Origin of the sequence: Algoriphagus antarcticus (genome assembly GCF_002150685.1) — a bacterium.
GTDB lineage: Bacteria > Bacteroidota > Bacteroidia > Cytophagales > Cyclobacteriaceae > Algoriphagus > Algoriphagus antarcticus.
This window is the reverse complement of record NZ_MSSW01000032.1, coordinates 14,352-32,542: the sequence shown is the minus strand read 5'-3', so window position 1 is coordinate 32,542 and position 18,191 is coordinate 14,352. Positions and strand designations below refer to the sequence as shown.

Sequence of the window (18,191 nt, the reverse complement as noted above, 5' to 3'; positions counted from 1 at the left end):
AACGATCACTTTGCGACTATGAAATATTTCACTTTACTCATTCTATTCATCTCATTCAGCGCATTTTCACAGGATAAAATTCCTGCCAAAAATGGCGATATCACCATCAATCCAATTACACACGGAACGCTGGTTTTAGAACATAATGACCAAGTTATTTACGTGGATCCTTATGGAGGTGCTGATTCTTTCAAAGGACAGAAAAAACCGACTATGATTCTCATCACTGATATCCATGGTGATCATCACAATCAGGAAACCTTGGATGGTCTTGACCTATCTGCAGCCATTATCATCGTACCACAAGCTGTAGCTGACAAACTTACTGCAGGTATAGGAAAAGCGGTTGAAATCATTGGAAATGGCGAATCCAAAACTTTCAATGGAATGAAGATCGAAGCGATCCCGATGTATAATCTACCTGAAAGTGCGGATTCCCCTCATACCAAAGGACGTGGAAATGGCTACATTATCTCCTTAGGTGGAAAGCAAGTTTATATTTCTGGTGATACTGAAGACATCCCAGAAATGCGCTCTTTGAAGAAAATTGATGTGGCTTTTGTTTGCATGAACCTGCCTTACACTATGGAAGTGGATCAAGCAGCAAGTGCTGTTGCGGAGTTTAAACCAGCGATCGTATATCCCTATCATTACAGAGGAACGAACGGATTAAGTGATGTCGAAAAATTTAAAACGCTGGTAAACGAAGCTGCTCCAAAAGTGGAGGTTAGACTTAGAAATTGGTATCAATAAGAGTTACCTACAAAAGAATTTTGCCATTTTTCTATACCGGCCAATTTGCTTTTTTTGAACTTTAACTAATTAGTGAATTGTGCTAAAGCTCGAAAAGAATATAGCGTTATGGTCAAAATGTGGTTCTTAAATCATAATTAATAAGCATATGGCTGAGCCCGAAAATCTGATCTCACGAGTTGAACACTTTTTTCAAGGTCCTCACGAGAACATAAACTCCATGGATAACTTACTTATGGATGTGCAACAAGCAATTCAAACCACTCCTGATTTAAGCAAGACCCTTGGTCCTTACATTGGCAAAATAAAAAGCTTTCAAAAAATGATCGCCCAGATGGAGCTTGTTGAATGGATACAACTTGGAGGTGGTAGTTTATCGATCGGTCATCGACCAAGTATTAAATTAGTTTCTGATCTCAAAATGCAAGCGGCGACACATATTTTCACACTTCTTTCTGAGAAGGAAAACTGTCGAGCCATCGGAAAACTCACCAAAAATGCCGGATTGAATTGGCTATGGTTCCCTATGGAATCTGCCAGAAACCCAGACTTGGATCGCTACGCAGAGCTCAAAATGGTTTTTGAAGAAATAAAGGAAATACTAGAAAATGAAGGAAAAATCTACCTTCATTGCTCCGCTGGAATTCACCGCACCGGTATGATCTCCTTTGCTTTGCTCCGCTTTTTGGGCTTTGATCCTGAATCATGCGCCGCCAAATTAAAGTCATTGCGAATAGAGACTAGTGAAGGTGTAGGTAAGAATAGAATAGCTTGGGCAAATTCATTCATAACCAATACGCTCCAATAATATAGGCCTGCTCTTAAAATTATATTTTAGGATGAGATTATTTCGCTTAGCGCAGCGCCTGCTCCATGTCTTCCAGCAAATCATACAAATGCTCCAATCCTACCGACACTCGGATTAAATTTTGTGGAGTCAAAGTATCTGGGCCTTCTGATGCTGCTCTGCGCTCGATCAAACTTTCCACCCCTCCTAGGCTAGTTGCATTGGTGAAATACTTAAGTTTGGAAATCACACGATCCGCATCTTTTGCATCCCCTTTTACCTGAAATGACAATACTCCTCCAAAGCCTGTCATCTGATTGGCTGCAATCATATGTCCAGGATGAGTTTTCAAGCCTGGATAATAAACCTTTTCTACAGCATCATGAGTTGATAAAAAATTAGCCAAAACGACCGCGTGCTCAGCATGACCTTTCATGCGATAAGGCAAAGTTTTGATACTTCTACACAGATAATAACAATCCATTGGTGATGGCACTGCACCTCCACCAATTTGCACATTTTTTACTCTCTCCCAGAATTCATCTGCTTCTTTGGTAATCAAAGCTCCTCCCAAAATATCCGAGTGTCCCCCAAAATACTTGGTACTGGAATGCATGACGATATCCGCCCCCAATTCAATTGGATTCTGGAAAACAGGTGTCGCAAATGTATTGTCACAGGCTAGCAGTACTCCTTTTTCCTTAGCCAATTTTGCGACAGCACTGATATCTGTAATCTTCAAAAGAGGATTAGAGGGCGTTTCTGCCCACACCAACCTAGTATTGGATTTGAAGGAATTTTCTACCTTTTCCAAATCCGTCATATCCACAAAAGTGGCTTCCAGTACTCCTTTGAAAATGGAAAGAATCGCATTTTTCAACCCGTGATACATATCATCCGGAGCAATAATATGTGACCCTGGCTCTAACGCCAGAAATACCGCAACCCCCGCCGCATTACCAGAAGAGAAGGCTGCTGCATCAGCGCCTTTTTCCAAACCAGCCAACAGCTGCTCCAGCGCATGGCGATTCGGATTATTTGCCCTCGAATAGATCATAGACTCAGGCTGATGAACAAAAGTCGTACTGAGCGTGATCGGCTGAACCACTGGCTTTTCTGAATCAGTGACAATGTTTCCTCCGTGTATGGCGAGTGTTTCGAGTTTCATAGGTTGATTGTTAATACTTGCAAAAGGTAGAGCTTGAAATTACCAATATTTCGGTGGAGCCCGAAAAGAATTTGTAAAATGACTAGCTGTGTGTCAAAAACTTTTGTGCTCATTCCAACCTTTTCCAATGAATTGAACTCTTTTATATACAAACCAATTCTATGAGTCCTCAAAAGCTAGACACAAACCTGATATCAAAAGTCCTCAAAGGCGACAGGTCTGCTCAGTTTCAGCTTTTTGAATTGACGAAAGGAATACTTTTCTCGATTTGTTATCGAGTGATGAATGATGAGGACGAAGCCAATGACGTATTGCAGGATTCTTATGTGGAGATTTTCCAAAAAATACACACACTGAAGCATTCAGAAGCACTAATTGGTTGGATGAAAACAATCACAATTCGAAAGGCGATTTTGCATAGCCGGAAGAAAATCCATTTCGAACCGATCGAAGATGTGGAAATAGAATCGAGTGAGGACTTTGATTCTTGGTTTGATGCGGAGATGCTGGATCAGGCCATCCAAAGTCTTCCGAATGGTGCCCGGGCGGTATTTCTATTGATTGAGGTAGAAGGTTACTCGCACAAGGAGACGGCGGAATTACTGGGGATTGCCGAAAGCACTTCCAAATCACAGCTGCATTACGCAAAATCTCTACTAAAAAAAAGAATCACTAAACTACTCCAGGCATGACAAAGCTTCCAGAACATAGCCCAAAACCAGATCTGTGGAGTAAGATTCAACAGCGGAAGAATTTCGATTCGCAGGTAAATGCTCATGCAGCCAATCTTCCCGTGCAGATGCCGAAAGCTGATCTGTGGAGCGATATCGAAAGTAAACTTGATCAAAAGGCTCCAGTGATTCCTTTTTGGAAATATGCAATGGCCGCAGCATCGATTATGTTGATCCTGGCACTTTCAGGGATTGCTTATTTGCAGTTTGGGGAAAAAGAGGTGGATACTTCATTGATCACTGAAGTAATCACACAAGCTCCAGCACTCAACACAATAGGTGAAGATCAGGCCATCAAAACGGAACCAGCTTTTGTAGAGCCCGAGCAAATTGCCTTAGAAACGGCTGAACCCAAGATGACTCAAAAGCAAACAATCAATAGGGAAACGAGTGCTCCTATTGAGTTCCCAAAGCTGACTTTAGCAGAGTTGAGTGTTGAAAACACACTCATTTCGAAACTGAATATCCCGCCTGCACCTGAAAAGGAAGTGGCAAAAACCTTGCATCAAGTCAGTATTTCCTGGAGCAAAATCAAACCTAGAATACAGGTAAAAACTCAATTTGGGCAACAAGAATTAGAATTGGGACAAACATCTCAAGCTTCAGTCGATCATATCGGCCAAGTCACTATAGAAATAAACAATTAATCTTTATACGAAAACTCACCAAAAATGAAAAGATTTACGCTTCTCACTGGCATTGCCATGCTCTTTTGCCAGCTGGCAATGGCTCAGGAAATCGAAAATAAGCCCTTTGGCAGCTACTTAGAAAAACTCGACGAGGACTTTCCTGTCACCGATACCCTGGTTTTTGACTTCCCAAATGAGGGCAAGCTACTCCTACTTTTTAACAAAACAGCCTATGAGCTAAGTGATTTGAAAGAAAAATTTGGTCCTGTATTGAAGAAAACCACCAAATTCCCGGAATTCAAAACCTTGGTCTATCGCCTCAGTGAGGAATATCCTCAAACGAAAATAGATGCGGTCATTCTAGATCTGGAAAGAGACTATCTTCCTTACGTAGATCAACTGGAACTGAGTGCGGTGATTGGAATGGACTATACCGGAGGTGAATTTACACCGGAAGTCGGAGCAAGAATAATGTTCAATTTCCGGAAATTTGATATCGGAGCATCTTTCACCAACAAAGTTTTCTTTCCTGAAAGGATCGAAGGAAATATCAAAGTCAATAGCAATTGGTTTGCAAACCTTGAATATAGATGGGATCGAAGCGATCCGAAATCCAACAGTGCCAACATGGTTGGGGTGGGACTATTAGTAAATGATAGCAAAAGCCTACTTTTCTCCGGAACGACCATGCAAGCATTCTATAAGCGTGCAGTAAACAAGAATATCTCCATCCAAGTTGGTGTGATCAGCACGGAGAATTTCAGAACCTTTTACCCAACTGTGGGGATAAGGTTCTGGTAAAAATAATCGTGAATGAGATTGCTTCCCCTACTTATCGAGACAGGCTGTTCCTACCAATGACGCGGTCTGGAGGAGCCGCTTAAAAAAAACTCCTTTTACAAACAAATAAAGCCAGCGATTAGCTGGCTTTATTTGTTTGTAATCCATTTAGATTGCTTCCCCGACTCATCGGGGCAGGCCGTTCCTCGCAATGACGTAAACTTCGGTCTCCCGTCTCCCTGCTTCTAGCTCAACTTATCTAATTCTATCCACAGATTTAAGCAAAGCCACATCTTTTCTGATAAATCTATTGGCAAGCATATTACACACCATCGCTGCCAAAATCGCCCAAAAGCCAATTTGATACTCACCATTGTCGGCAGCAGCCATTTCCGTATTTACTCCTTTTGTGGTTAAAAATACAATAGCTACCAATGCTACCATCAACAGGGAATTGACCATATTGATCATCATCTGTCTGCCAAGATTTCTATATTGAAAGATCGAAATAATAGCCAAAAGGCCTGCAAATGAAGCCAAAGCTGCGATATACCAATTAGAAGAAGACTGAAGTATTTCGCCTGAAGCGTCAACCTGGTTCATGAATAAAGCATTGAGCTTCCAGATTTCGCCAGAATCTGCTACTACTTGTACCCAAAGGTCTAAGCCCAAAGTCAATCCCATGGCAACAGCCACTAGGAAAAGGAAAACTGATTGTAAGCGCTGGATCATTTCTTTCTAATTTTTTGGCAAAGAAAAGGTCTTATGACTTCATTACCAAGGAATGCATGTTTACTCACCGTGAATTGATTGGGAATAGTATCTTTGCAGCCGTATGAGTGAGAGCAAACGATATTTCTTGGATATAAGCTATAAAGGCACGCGCTATCATGGCTGGCAAATCCAGGAAAATGCATATACCGTTCAGGAAGCCCTTGAAACTGGACTTTCTACTTACTTCAGAAATCCAATCTCTGTGATGGGCAGTGGACGCACTGACACAGGAGTGCATGCAAGTATGCAGGTTTGCCATTTTGAGACTGAACAGGAAATAGATAGAGACAAATTTCTTAGGGCGATCAATGGTATTTTGCCAAAAGACATAGCCATCAACTCTATTCGTGAAGTCAAAGCCGATGCGCATGCTAGATTTAGTGCCAAAAACAGATCTTACACTTATCGGTTGATTTTGCAAAAAAGCCCTTTTATCGAAGACTTTGTCTGGAGACATTACTTCAATCCAGAAATAGGTAGAATGAATAAGGCGGCGAAAATCTTATTGGAACACAATGACTTTGAGTGCTTCAGCAAAGTGCACACAGCGGTAAAACATTTTCGTTGTGAAATAAAATCGGCTCATTGGGAACAAAAAGACGGTGAATTGCAATTTCATATAACTGCGAACCGATTTTTGCGTGGAATGGTAAGGGCAATCGTAGGAACGCTTGTTGCTATTGGCTTGGGGAAAATAGAACCCGAGGAAATGCATCAAATCATAGAATCACGCAATCGGAAGAAAGCGGGGAAATCAGCTCCTGCAAGCGGCCTGTTTTTCAGCAGAATTGAATATTCAGAAGACATTTATTTAGACTAGTTTACCTTGAGCTTAGAACAAGAAAAATCCTCCTCCGGCGAAATCGTCGATTCGAAAGTACTCAAGCAACTCTATGGCTTTGTAAAACCTTACAAGCCTCAGTTCTATTTTCTGATCTTTCTTACTATCGCTCTTGCTATTTTGGCTCCGACCCGGCCATATTTCATTCAGATAGCGATAGATGATTATATAGCTGTGGGTGATAGTGCCGGGCTTTTGAAAATCATTTACCTGCTAGTTGGGCTGATGATTGTTCAGGCTTTTGTACAGTGGGCACATACCTTTTATTCAGGCTGGATTGGTCAGGTAATTATCCGAGACATTCGAGTTAAGCTTTATAAGCATCTTCTCAAGCTCCGTTTAAAATTCTTTGACAATACGCCGATCGGAAGGTTGGTCACCCGAAATATTTCTGATATAGAAACGCTCGCGGATGTGTTCTCCGAAGGTTTGGCAGCAATTATCGGCGATCTTTTACAATTGGTGACTATCCTTGGCGTGATGTTTTACATCGATTGGAAGCTTACGCTGGTGAGTTTATGCACCTTGCCGCTGATGATTATTTCTACTTATGTATTTAAGGAAAAAATAAAAGTGACATTCAATGATGTACGAAATGCCGTTTCCAATTTGAATTCCTTTCTTCAGGAGCATATCACAGGTATGAACATCGTACAGATCTTTAATCGTGAAGAGCGGGAATTTGAAAAATTCAAAGCAATAAATAAAGAGCACAGAAGAGCTCACATACGCTCAGTATTGTACTATTCTATTTATTTCCCGGTAGCTGAAATCATCCAAGCAATTGGAATTGGTTTGGTGGTTTGGTATGGTGCGGTGGGTGTATTAGGAATGGAGATTGAGATTGGTGTGCTGATTTCTTTCATTATGTATTTGCAACTCTTCTTTAGACCAATACGACAGATTGCAGATAGATTCAATACACTACAAATGGGCGTGGTAAGCTCTTCCCGTATTTTCAAACTTCTTGAGAGCAAAGAGCATATCGCGAATGAAGGTGATTATAAACCCACCAAAGTCAAAGGAAATATCAAAGTAGAAAACGTCTGGTTTGCCTATGTGGACGAAGATTATGTGCTCAAAGACATCAGTTTTGAAGTAGAATCTGGCCAGACAGTGGCGCTAGTAGGTGCAACCGGCGCGGGCAAATCTTCCATTATTAATTTGATTACACGATTCTACGAAATCAGCAAGGGACACATTACAATCGACGGTCATGATATCCGAGAATTTGAACTTGATACGTTGCGCCAGCATATTGGCGTAGTTCTTCAGGATGTTTTCCTTTTTTCCAATACAATTTTCTACAATATCACGTTAGGTAATCCAGACATTACCCGTGAGCAAGTGATGTATGCAGCAGAGCTAGCTGGTGCAAAAACCTTTATTGAACGTCTCCCGGGTGGGCTTGACTACAACGTGATGGAGCGTGGGGCTACACTTTCTGTAGGCCAAAGACAGCTGATTTCTTTTGTCCGAGCGATGGTTTACAATCCTGAAATAATCATTTTGGATGAAGCAACTTCCTCTGTGGATACCGAAACGGAGGAATTGATCCAAGAATCTATAGAAACGATGATGACTGGAAGAACTTCCATTGTGATTGCCCATAGACTATCCACCATCCAGAGAGCAGACAAAATCATTGTCCTACACAAAGGCGAAATCGTAGAGACTGGAACGCATGATTCTTTGTTGGAATTAGGCGGTTTATATACCCAATTGCATCAGATGCAACTCAAGACCATGGCGATCTAGCCTGATTTTTGATTTTAATTACAAAAACCATATCTCAAGTGAAATACAGATTGATTATCCTGTTGGTATTATTACCATTTATTAGTTTTGCACAAGAAAGAGGAGTTGGAATCCGGCTTGGAGAACCCCTTTCTATTACTTATAAGGACTTCCTGAGCGAGTACATTTCCATCGAAGGGATGATCGGCGTAGCAGGAATAAACGGTGGGAGCTATTACCAGAAAGATTTCGAAAGCAACCTGCCAGAATCCAATGCATTCTATATTTCTCACCTTGCCCAAAAAGGCATTTCCTTCAATGTGCGCTCTGCCTATCATGAGGATATCACAGACGTATTTGGGATCACAGACGGATATCTACTTGCCTATGGCGGTGTAGGTATTCAACTGAGAACGACCAAAGTCACCTACGCTTACAGAGATGAACAAAATTCCGCACTTCTAAGAAATGACAATCGAACCAACGTAGATTTTGGGCCCGAGGTATTTATCGGAGCTGAATACTATTTTGATGATGTACCTATCTCAGTTTTCGCTGAAGCTGGCTTTTTCTTAGAATTAATAGATCGCATCGGTCATATCAAAGGCCAAGGCGGTATTGGTGTCCGATACATTTTCTAAGGATGAAAAAGAGATTCATTTTAGCCCTCGCAATGCTATTAATCCTGGCTATTGGGAGCTATTGGGGCTTCAAGAAATTAGGCGGAAATGCACCCATAGCTATTCAACTTGTGCAAAAAAAACCAGATAATCTTGCGGGAATAACCTACAGAGGAACGCCTGGAAATGAAGAATTAGGCCAAATTTTCATAAAGATGGAGACTCAAAAAGGGCTACATCCTGGAAGCCAACTGCATACAATCTATGAGGTGGAGCCAGCTGGAAAACTTGACACCATGATCGTTTTTGTAGGAATCAATCAAACCCTTCCAATTGCTGATCTAGAGTTTCGCTCTTTTGAATATGACAGCTACTTGCTTGCCAAAATCAAAAGTAACAAATGGGTAATGCCTGGTCCGGATACCGTGCAGGAAAAGCTGGCAGAATATGCCCAGGAAAATAACCTGGAGCTTAGTGGCGTTTACATCGACAAAATCATCTCTGAAAACGAAGTTCAGGTGATCGCTCCTATCAAGTAAAAAGTTGTTAAGGATTTTTAACCAACCATTTAATGGCACAATTCGTGGAAGAATCTTACTTAACTTAACAAACTACTCCTATGAAAAATATCAATAAATTAATTTTGGCTCTTTTTGGTCTGGTAATATTTCAAGCATGTGAAGGACCTGAAGGGCTTCAGGGAATTCCCGGTGAACCTGGGATAAATATCGTAGGTACCACATTCGAGGTCGACGTCAACTTCACAAGTGCCAATGACTACTCTGAGGTTTTTGACTTTACAGAGCCGTTGGTGGATGGAGATGCATTTCTGGTCTACATGCTAGAAGAGTCTCCAGTCTCTCAAGGAACATTTGCATGGAGACTAGTACCACAGACTTTCTATTTAGAAGAAGGAATCCTAGTTTATAACTTTGATTATACAATAAATGACTTCAGCATCTTTTTAGATAATTCCCCGATAGACTTCTCACAGTTAGACCCCTATTATACTACTGATCTGGTATTTAGAGCAGTGGTAGTTCCTTCGGATCTAATTGGAGCCCGAGTAGATTACACAGATTATGAAGCAACTATGAAACTTCTAAACATATCTGAAGATGACTTCGTAAGAATAGAATCTAATAAATAAAACATAAGACTAAGCCAACTGATTACCACAAGCTGGATCGATGTATTACATAGGTCCAGTTTTTTTATGTGGTTATTATACCTGCCAAAATTAATTTGGCGCTTATCTTTGCCCCATGCATTTTAAAAACGACCTCTTACTTCGAGCCGCGAAAGGCGAACCTACAGAACGAACTCCAGTTTGGCTGATGCGCCAAGCGGGCAGAATTCTGCCTGAATATCGAAAAGTGCGGGATAGCGTTAGTGGGTTCATTGAACTTGCTCAAACTCCAGAACTTGCTGCAGAAGTGACTATTCAGCCTGTTGATTTGCTGGGCGTGGATGCAGCAATTATTTTTTCAGACATTTTGGTGATCCCCGAAGCGATGGGACTGCCCTATGAAATGGTAGAAAAAAGAGGCCCCCTATTTCCCAACACTGTCAGATCAGAAGCTGCTTTGAAAAAGCTACATATCTCTGATGGCTCAGAACTTCGCTATGTGACGGATGCTATTCAAATCACTAAGAAGGCGCTTAATGGACGAGTGCCTTTGATTGGTTTTGCAGGTGCGCCATGGACTATTTTCTCTTATATGGTAGAAGGTCATGGAAGCAAAACATTCTCAGCGGCCAGAGAGATGCTTTACACCCAACCCTCATTTTCTCATAAGCTTCTCCAGATGATCACTGACAGCACTGTCAATTATCTAAAAGCTCAGATCGAAGCGGGCGCACAAGTAGTGCAGCTATTTGACAGTTGGGCGGGGATTTTGGGGCCAAAGCAATATGCTGAATTTTCCCTGCCATATATCGCTCAGATCTGTGATGCGATTACTACTGTGCCAAAAACTGTTTTTGCCAAAGGAGCATTCTTTGCCAGAGAAGAAATGGGCAAATTGAATTGTGAAACGATAGGCTTGGACTGGAACATGGGAATCGCCGAGTCAAGAAAGCTGATTGGGGACAATAAAACATTGCAAGGGAATCTAGATCCAGCGGCGCTTTACGGCACCGCCGATCAAGTGCGTGAAGCAACCATCGAAATGATGGAGCAATTCCGAGGAACTAGGCATATAGCCAACCTTGGGCATGGCGTATATCCAGACATTAATCCAGAAATGGTGAAAGTATTTATCCAGACTGTAAAAGATTTTAAGTAGGTGTTTTAGCCTCAGAGAAAACGAAGAGGATCACGCGGAGGCAGCGAAGTTGTCCTGCTTCTCCAGAAGCATGACTTCGCTTATTATTTCACCACTTATGAGATATCTTCATTAATGAATGCTTTTATGAAGCTATATTAACTTTAGCTCGTCTCCGACTTTAATGACTCCGCTGGACAACGCTACCATATTTTGGCCAAACAGTATTTTGTTTCCCACCTTTCTATAGGTGGCCAATGTTATCAGAGGTTCAGTTCCTTTGGTGCCAGAATCCTGATCCACAGTTGTCATCACACAGCGTGCGCATGGTTTTATTACCTGAAAACCTACTTCACCTATTTGTATTCTTTTCCACGAATCCTCAGCAAAAGGATCGCCACCTGAAAAGACAATATTTGGGCGAAAGCGATTCATCGGTAAAGGAGATTCCAAACGAGAATTAAGATCTATCAGGGACTTCTGACCTATGAGTAAGTACGGCATTCCATCTGCAAAACTTACTGACTCCTCATTTACAGCGTACTTTGGATCTACTTTGCGTTCAGTTGTATCAGGCATTTTCACCAGACGCACCTTCATCTTCAGTACGTCACTAAACCAAGCATCAATTTCTGCATTGACTAAACGTGCAGGCATCTCGTCATCCCAAACTGTTACGGAAGAGATTTCTTCTCCTACCGCCGTAAATGGAATACGAATCAATTCACCAGGTTTGGAAATATGGTAAACCGAAAGTGAATCAGCGCCGATTTCCACCTGCAGCATCGCCATTTGCGGAAACTTCCGCTGCGAGATAAACTGACCAGAATCATCAATCAGCATCCAACGTCGATCCAGTTCAAATCCTCTTTCTTCCACCTTAGCTTCAGACATGCGAATTCCCGCAAGAGATTTAATAGGATAGATGTATAAGTCTTGGATAATTAGGGAATCTGGCATGACTTAAAAATAAGTCTCCGCACTTAGAAATCACTGCTTCAGCCGAAAAAATTTCTAACAACAGAAATAAGTCCTTTCAGGTAAGCCCACGTCGAAGGCACAATTTCCAATTCTCTATTGACAGTAAGTATTGCTACTCCCAGCAAAATCACTAGGCACCATCGGCATCGTTCGTTCATATTTTCCCTAAAAAATAGTTTCATTCTACCGAGTAGATGCAAGTGCGGGTCAATTGGTTGCAATCACCAAGTGATTTTTCCAATAAAACTGTCAGTTTGGAGATTTCACTTAAACAGATAAATGACAAATCAGTGGCTTTTTCGTCAAATCTATGTCAACCTTTCTGCCAATGTGACACAAAATGATGCGAATTCTCACATGGCACATCCATTGAAGAAAGGGAGTAGAATCAATTTGAAAATAACTTAAAAACATATACTCATGGGAAAAATCATAGGCATTGACTTAGGAACAACCAACTCCTGCGTAGCAGTGATGGAAGGTAACGAGCCTGTAGTCATTCAAAACAGTGAGGGAAGAAGAACCACACCTTCTATTGTGGCTTTCCTTGACAATGGAAACGGTGAGCGCAAAGTAGGTGATCCTGCCAAGCGTCAGGCTATTACTAACCCAACCAACACCATTTCTTCAGTTAAAAGATTTATGGGCAAAAGATTCTCTGAAATTTCTGAGGAGAAAAAGCATGCTACATATAAAGTTGAAAAAGGGGCTAACGATACTGTCGTTGTAAAAATCGGTGACCGTTCTTATACACCACAGGAGCTTTCTGCGATGATCCTTCAGAAAATGAAGAGCACTGCTGAGGATTTTTTGGGACAAACAGTGACTGAAGCAGTTATAACAGTTCCTGCATACTTCAATGATTCCGAGCGTCAAGCAACTAAAGAAGCTGGACAGATCGCTGGTCTAGACGTTAAGCGTATCATTAACGAGCCAACGGCTGCGGCTTTGGCATACGGAATGGACAAGAAGCATCAGGACATGAAGATCGCTGTATATGACCTTGGCGGTGGTACATTCGATATATCAATATTGGAGCTAGGCGATGGAGTATTCGAAGTAAAATCAACCAATGGTGATGTGCACTTAGGTGGTGATGACTTTGATCAGGTGATCATGAACTGGCTAGCTGAAGAGTTCAAATCTGAGGAGCAAATAGATCTTAGACAAGATCCAATGGCACTTCAGAGATTGAAAGAAGCATCTGAAAAAGCTAAAATAGAGCTTTCCAGCTCTGCCTCTACTGAAATCAACTTGCCATATATCACTGCAACTCAAACAGGTCCTAAGCACTTGGTGAGAACTTTGAGCCGTGCGAAATTCGAACAACTTTCCGAAGATCTAGTAAGAAGATCTATGGAGCCTTGTAAGAAAGCTTTGGCTGATGCAGGTCTGAGTCCATCTGATATTGACGAAGTAATCTTGGTAGGCGGTTCTACTAGAATCCCTAAAATCCAAGAAGAAGTTGAAAAGTTCTTTGGCAAAAAGCCTTCTAAAGGTGTAAACCCAGATGAGGTAGTTGCTATCGGAGCAGCGATTCAAGGTGGAGTATTGACAGGTGAAGTGAAAGACGTTCTTCTTTTGGATGTGACTCCACTTTCTCTAGGTATTGAAACTATGGGTGGAGTATTGACCAAATTGATCGAGTCTAACACTACTATCCCTACCAAGAAGTCTGAGACATTCTCGACTGCTGCGGATAATCAGCCAGCTGTGGATATTCACGTATTGCAAGGTGAAAGACCAATGGCTAAGGATAACAGAAGTATTGGTAGATTCCAACTTTCTGATATTCCACCAGCACAAAGAGGTGTTCCTCAGATCGAAGTGACTTTCGATATCGATGCTAACGGTATATTAAATGTATCAGCAAAAGATAAAGGAACTGGTAAAGAGCAGAAGATCAAGATCGAAGCATCTTCAGGACTTTCTCAGGAAGAAATTGACAGAATGAAGTCTGAAGCTGAAGCAAATGCAGTTACTGATAAAGCTGAGAAAGAGAAAATTGACAAGTTGAACCAAGCTGATAGCTTAGTATTTCAAACTGAAAAGCAGTTGAAAGAATACGGAGACAAGCTTTCCGAAGGAAATAAAACTACAATCTCCGGAGCACTGGAAACTCTTAAAGCAGCACATCAAGCTCAAAATATCGAGGGAATTGATTCTGCAATGGAAGGATTGAACAAAGCTTGGGAAGCTGCTTCTACAGAAATGTACAATGCTGCAGGAGCTGAAGGCGCAGGAGCATCTGGAGCTGATCCAAATGCTGGTGCTAGTTCATCTGATGCAGGCGATGGAGTATCTGACGTCGATTATGAAGAAGTAAGCGAAGAAGAGAAAAAATAATAGCTACCTAAGCTAAACCAAATAAAAATGGCATCTGTGTAAAAGCAGGTGCCTTTTTAGTTACAAAGCCAAGTATTACGATTTTAAAATCAAGCCTCTTGGCTTTTACATCTTAAGTTTAGAAATCTATAGCCATGCAATTAACATCTGACAATAAACTAAAGAAACTCATAGTGGTGGGTGACCGAGTTTTAATCCGCTTGAAAAAACCAAATGGAAAGACAGGTTCAGGATTATACTTACCACCGGGAGTTCAGGAAAAAGAAAAGGTACAGCAAGGCTACATCATCAAAGCTGGCCCAGGATATCCAATACCTGTAGCTACGGATGATCCCGAACCATGGATGGATAATGAAGAAAAAGTGAAATATGTTCCCCTACAAGCTAAAGAAGGCGACTTAGCTATCTTCCTACTTTCAGGAGCACATGAAGTTGTTTATGAGGGTGAAAAATACTTTATCGTTTCTCAAGCCGCAATATTAATGTTAGAAAGAGAGCAAGATCTATAAACGCAAAAGCCCGGAATATTCCGGGCTTTTTGCATTTATATCTATCAGGAATCAATTTTAATCCTCCCAAACTTTTTTGTTTTTCGCTTTAGGACCTTTAAGCAAATCCAAATCTCTTCTAACGAAAACTATTTTTGTTCTAGTTTCAGGTCTTTCCCAGACACTGAGGTTTTTTGCCTCTGGCCCCTTAACATCTAGAGGAACTGAGTAAAATTTTAATGGTGAAGCATTTGCTGCAAGTTCTGCTGCAGATGCATTTTTGGCTTTCGGCCCTTTCAAGGTGGATTGTGAAAATCCCGCTGCCGATATCATCATAAGTGTGATTACTAATACCGATCTTTTCATAGCTTGTATAATTTAGATTGCTCTTACTAAACTATACTAATGTGGAGCAAAAAGGTTACACAAAATCAATATTTAATAACTGCTTTTTGACAAATGATAAAATTATATTTTTAAAATATTCAATAAACATTTTTTATATCGTTTTAAAATAAACTTATTATCTAATATTCAACATAATTATCAGCTAAATAAGGTCTGAAAGTAACCAGGTTTTCCTCTAGAATATGTCAAAAATAAAAGCCGGGATGAAATTCATCCCGGCTTTTAGATTAACACTAGACCCTGTTTATGTTTTTAGAAAGCAAAAACCGCAGCAAGCATAAACGAAGAAAGGTTTTTTGAATCATTTAAATCATTATCCTTAAAGAAATCATCACTCATCGCATCCATTCTCAATTCAGGGATAAGTGTCAAGTTCTTGTGAACTCTTAAATTGCCAGAAAGTGTCGCTGCAAATACGCTACCGTCTCCATCAGAATTAAGACCTACTACTCCGCCAAGTCCTCCATTAAATACGCTGAAGTATTCTCCACGAAGACCTATAGAAAACATCTCTGAAGTAGTAGCTTGCACATATCCAGCAAAACCATAGAATCCAGCACCATCGCCATCCAAGTCGCCAATGCTTGACCCATTGTATTGCTCACCTGCGGAAGTTGTATTATAAGTAGTGTTCAGACCTAAGTAGATCGATTCTGATAAATCAATGCCTGCCGTCAAATCAACTTGAAAAAGACTACCCAAGGATGATTGACCTGCTACCAAAGGTCCATCTATATCAAGCTTGCCATCCTGATCCCCATAGACGAAGTTCAAATAAGCTACTCCTGCATCGTAAGTATAACCCAACTGAGCCCCTAAAGTATATGTCCCTATCAGATTAAACTCAGTCATATCTGTAGGATTCATTACCGCAGCCATCAATGACCACTTATCAGAAAGTGCAAAATCAGCCTTCAAACCTGTATGGGAAAACGGACCATAAGAGAACATATAGGAAGTGGAGTAGTTGAAGTTAGCTGTAGGAGAAATCACCTCATAACCCAAGAATGTATTGAAGTTACCCATAGTCAAGGTCACCACATCATTCACATTCCAGTAAACATACAACTGATTCACAATCTGAGAACTTCCCGCCATACCTCCTGCATACAAAGGAGAACCAAACACTGCGTCTTCACCTCTAGGCCCGAAAACTAAGTCAGCGACAGCGCCAACTTTTTCACCTTGATAGGTTGCTATAATATTAGCCATACCTAACGAAAAGCCAGGGAGGTTTCCGAAGGATGTTGCAGGAGCCTGAAAACCCTCACCCTTGTTTGCGCCGTTGAAGTTCGTACGGAAGTAAGCATCCACAGATCCGGAGAATGTCAATCTAGAAGGCTCTTCTTCTTCAATTATAATGACCTCTTGGGCAAATGAGTTTGTTGCACCAACAATCAATAATGCTAGTATAAGTAGTTGAAATTTTTTCATGGTTTAAATAGGTATAGGTTTTAGATAGATTTTTAAAGTGAGAAAGACTGCCAAAGAATCAGAGTCTCCAATTCTTTGGTAGAAATGATTTTTACTATTCGTCGTAAACAATGGTGTAACCGCGTATCCCGTGTTCGTGTGAATCAAGTCCATTACGCTCATGCTCTTCAGAGACACGAATTCCAATGGTCTTTTTCAGGACAAAGAAGATCAGGAAAGCAGCAGAGAAAGCTGCCACTCCACAAATTGCTACTCCTGTCAGTTGAGTTAAGAAAGTATGTTCAGGATTGGTAGAAAAAATGCCAACTGCCAAAGTGCCCCAAATACCACAAGTAAGGTGAACGGAAACCGCACCGACTACGTCATCAAGTCTAAGCTTATCCAGCAGCACCGCAGAATACACTACTAATATTCCAGCTATAAAGCCTACCAATACTGCCGATGCGGGATTGATCACATCAGCGCCGGCGGTGATTCCGACAAGCCCAGCAAGCACACCATTAAGAATCATCCCAAGATCCAGACGCTTGAAGACTATATTCCCTGCAAGAAATCCACCGATTCCACCGGCACATGCAGCTAGACAAGTAGTAACTAATACAAAAGAAACTAAAGCAGGGTCAGCAGAAAGAACTGAACCTCCATTGAAGCCAAACCATCCTAACCAAAGCAGGAAAACACCAATAACTGCCAGCGGTACACTTGAGCCAGGCTTGTCAACAGTCTTTCCGTTAACATATTTACCGATCCTAGGACCAACCAATATTACACCCGCTAGAGCTCCCCATCCACCTACTGAGTGTACCAAAGTACTTCCTGCAAAGTCATAGAAACCCATTGCATCCAAAGCTCCTCCGCCCCATTTCCAGCTTCCAATTAACGGATAAACTAGGCCTACATAAAATAAGGTGAAAACCAGATATGCCCACAATTTCACTCGCTCTGCAATGGCTCCAGATACTATTGTAGCAGCAGTAGCAGCAAACATGGCTTGGAACAAGAAGTCTGTCCAATAAGTATAACCTCCATCTGCATACCCTACCGTAACATCTGCATCTGCGGGTGAAAACCAAAACATACTCCATCCTGAAGCATCAAAACCAAACCATCCCGGAGTTTCAAAACCAGGATACATGAGATAAAACCCAACAAAAGCATAGGATAGTATCCCAATGATCGGAGTGATTGTGTTTTTAAACAAGATGTTAACAGTGTTTTTGGCTTGCCCAAATCCTGCTTCTACTCCAGCAAAGCCCAAGTGCATAATAAACACCAAGGCGGTGGAGAGCATCATCCAAACATTGTTTGTGGTGAGGAGATTTTGTGCAATTTCTGCAGATAAATCCATTGAGGCGGCCCCATCTTGAGCCAGCAGTGTTACGAAATACTTCATAGGTTTGAGATAGTTAAAAGAACAACTTCAGAATTTACAATAGGTTTGAGATAC

19 protein-coding genes are annotated in these 18,191 nt (G+C 41.2%); 13 read left to right on the top strand and 6 right to left on the bottom strand.

Features of this window, described 5'->3' with window-relative positions; genetic code table 11:
* The first annotated feature begins 18 nt into the window (after positions 1–18).
* Together BVH04_RS12385 and BVH04_RS12380 are read left to right on the top strand one after the other, a co-directional pair.
* Entirely contained in the window at positions 19–753 is a 735-nt protein-coding gene (locus BVH04_RS12385; RefSeq protein ID WP_086541792.1) for an MBL fold metallo-hydrolase, read from the top strand.
* 220 nt (positions 754–973) lie between these two features.
* Entirely contained in the window at positions 974–1,561 is a 588-nt protein-coding gene (locus tag BVH04_RS12380) for a protein-tyrosine phosphatase family protein (RefSeq protein ID WP_169714424.1), read from the top strand.
* A 46-nt stretch (positions 1,562–1,607) separates the two neighbouring features.
* Here BVH04_RS12380 and BVH04_RS12375 read toward each other — a convergent pair whose 3' ends face one another.
* Positions 1,608–2,708 (bottom strand): trans-sulfuration enzyme family protein, encoded by a 1,101-nt coding sequence (locus tag BVH04_RS12375; RefSeq protein ID WP_086541790.1) that lies wholly within the window; start codon positions 2,706–2,708, stop codon positions 1,608–1,610.
* Between the two features lie 161 nt (positions 2,709–2,869).
* On the opposite strand from BVH04_RS12375, the gene BVH04_RS12370 reads away from it, so the two are divergent.
* Genes BVH04_RS12370 through BVH04_RS12360 form a run of 3 tightly spaced genes read left to right on the top strand, consistent with a single transcriptional unit; the run spans position 2,870 to position 4,869 of the window.
* Positions 2,870–3,400, top strand: coding sequence for an RNA polymerase sigma factor (locus BVH04_RS12370; protein ID WP_086541789.1), 531 nt, complete (start codon positions 2,870–2,872; stop codon positions 3,398–3,400).
* Complete coding sequence (locus BVH04_RS12365; RefSeq protein ID WP_086541788.1) at positions 3,397–4,086, top strand: hypothetical protein; 690 nt, start codon at positions 3,397–3,399, stop codon at positions 4,084–4,086. The genes BVH04_RS12370 and BVH04_RS12365 overlap by 4 nt, the downstream gene beginning before the upstream one ends.
* A gap of 24 nt (positions 4,087–4,110) precedes the next feature.
* Positions 4,111–4,869 (top strand): hypothetical protein, encoded by a 759-nt coding sequence (locus tag BVH04_RS12360; protein WP_086541787.1) that lies wholly within the window; start codon positions 4,111–4,113, stop codon positions 4,867–4,869.
* Between the two features lie 234 nt (positions 4,870–5,103).
* On the opposite strand, the gene BVH04_RS12355 is transcribed toward BVH04_RS12360, so the two are convergent.
* A complete protein-coding gene (locus BVH04_RS12355) occupies positions 5,104–5,580 on the bottom strand; it encodes a DUF4293 domain-containing protein (protein WP_086541786.1) in 477 nt (158 codons plus the stop codon).
* A gap of 103 nt (positions 5,581–5,683) precedes the next feature.
* On the opposite strand from BVH04_RS12355, the gene truA reads away from it, so the two are divergent.
* From truA to hemE, 6 genes are all read left to right on the top strand, one after another.
* Entirely contained in the window at positions 5,684–6,442 is a 759-nt protein-coding gene (truA, locus tag BVH04_RS12350; protein ID WP_086541785.1) for a tRNA pseudouridine(38-40) synthase TruA, read from the top strand.
* A gap of 6 nt (positions 6,443–6,448) precedes the next feature.
* Positions 6,449–8,221, top strand: a complete 1,773-nt coding sequence (locus BVH04_RS12345) for an ABC transporter ATP-binding protein (RefSeq protein ID WP_086541784.1) — start codon at positions 6,449–6,451, stop codon at positions 8,219–8,221.
* Between the two features lie 38 nt (positions 8,222–8,259).
* Entirely contained in the window at positions 8,260–8,841 is a 582-nt protein-coding gene (locus tag BVH04_RS12340) for a hypothetical protein (RefSeq protein ID WP_086541783.1), read from the top strand.
* A gap of 2 nt (positions 8,842–8,843) precedes the next feature.
* Complete coding sequence (locus tag BVH04_RS12335; RefSeq protein WP_086541782.1) at positions 8,844–9,359, top strand: hypothetical protein; 516 nt, start codon at positions 8,844–8,846, stop codon at positions 9,357–9,359.
* Between the two features lie 80 nt (positions 9,360–9,439).
* The gene (locus BVH04_RS12330; protein WP_086541781.1) at positions 9,440–9,970 is read left to right on the top strand and encodes a hypothetical protein; all 531 of its coding nucleotides are present in this window, start codon (positions 9,440–9,442) and stop codon (positions 9,968–9,970) included.
* A gap of 115 nt (positions 9,971–10,085) precedes the next feature.
* Entirely contained in the window at positions 10,086–11,108 is a 1,023-nt protein-coding gene (gene hemE / locus BVH04_RS12325; RefSeq protein WP_086541780.1) for a uroporphyrinogen decarboxylase, read from the top strand.
* Between the two features lie 132 nt (positions 11,109–11,240).
* On the opposite strand, the gene BVH04_RS12320 is transcribed toward hemE, so the two are convergent.
* Entirely contained in the window at positions 11,241–12,047 is an 807-nt protein-coding gene (locus BVH04_RS12320) for an MOSC domain-containing protein (protein WP_086541779.1), read from the bottom strand.
* 441 nt (positions 12,048–12,488) lie between these two features.
* Between BVH04_RS12320 and dnaK the strand changes: the two genes are divergently transcribed.
* On the top strand, positions 12,489–14,414 hold the full coding sequence (gene dnaK / locus BVH04_RS12315) for a molecular chaperone DnaK (RefSeq protein ID WP_086541778.1): 1,926 nt from the start codon (positions 12,489–12,491) through the stop codon (positions 14,412–14,414).
* Positions 14,415–14,548: 134 nt separating this feature from the next.
* The gene (locus tag BVH04_RS12310) at positions 14,549–14,923 is read left to right on the top strand and encodes a co-chaperone GroES (protein WP_086541777.1); all 375 of its coding nucleotides are present in this window, start codon (positions 14,549–14,551) and stop codon (positions 14,921–14,923) included.
* A gap of 57 nt (positions 14,924–14,980) precedes the next feature.
* Here the strand turns inward: BVH04_RS12310 and BVH04_RS12305 are convergent, their stop codons facing one another.
* The 3 genes from BVH04_RS12305 to BVH04_RS12295 all read right to left on the bottom strand — a co-directional run bounded on the left by BVH04_RS12305 (position 14,981) and on the right by BVH04_RS12295 (position 18,137).
* Positions 14,981–15,268 carry a hypothetical protein gene (locus tag BVH04_RS12305; RefSeq protein ID WP_086541776.1) on the bottom strand — a complete coding sequence of 96 codons (288 nt, stop codon included), beginning with the start codon at positions 15,266–15,268 and terminating at the stop codon, positions 14,981–14,983.
* A 294-nt stretch (positions 15,269–15,562) separates the two neighbouring features.
* Positions 15,563–16,744, bottom strand: coding sequence for a porin (locus BVH04_RS12300; RefSeq protein ID WP_086541775.1), 1,182 nt, complete (start codon positions 16,742–16,744; stop codon positions 15,563–15,565).
* Between the two features lie 94 nt (positions 16,745–16,838).
* Positions 16,839–18,137: an ammonium transporter gene (locus BVH04_RS12295; RefSeq protein WP_086541774.1), complete on the bottom strand. Its 1,299-nt coding sequence runs from the start codon at positions 18,135–18,137 to the stop codon at positions 16,839–16,841.
* Between the last annotated feature and the right edge of the window lie 54 nt (positions 18,138–18,191).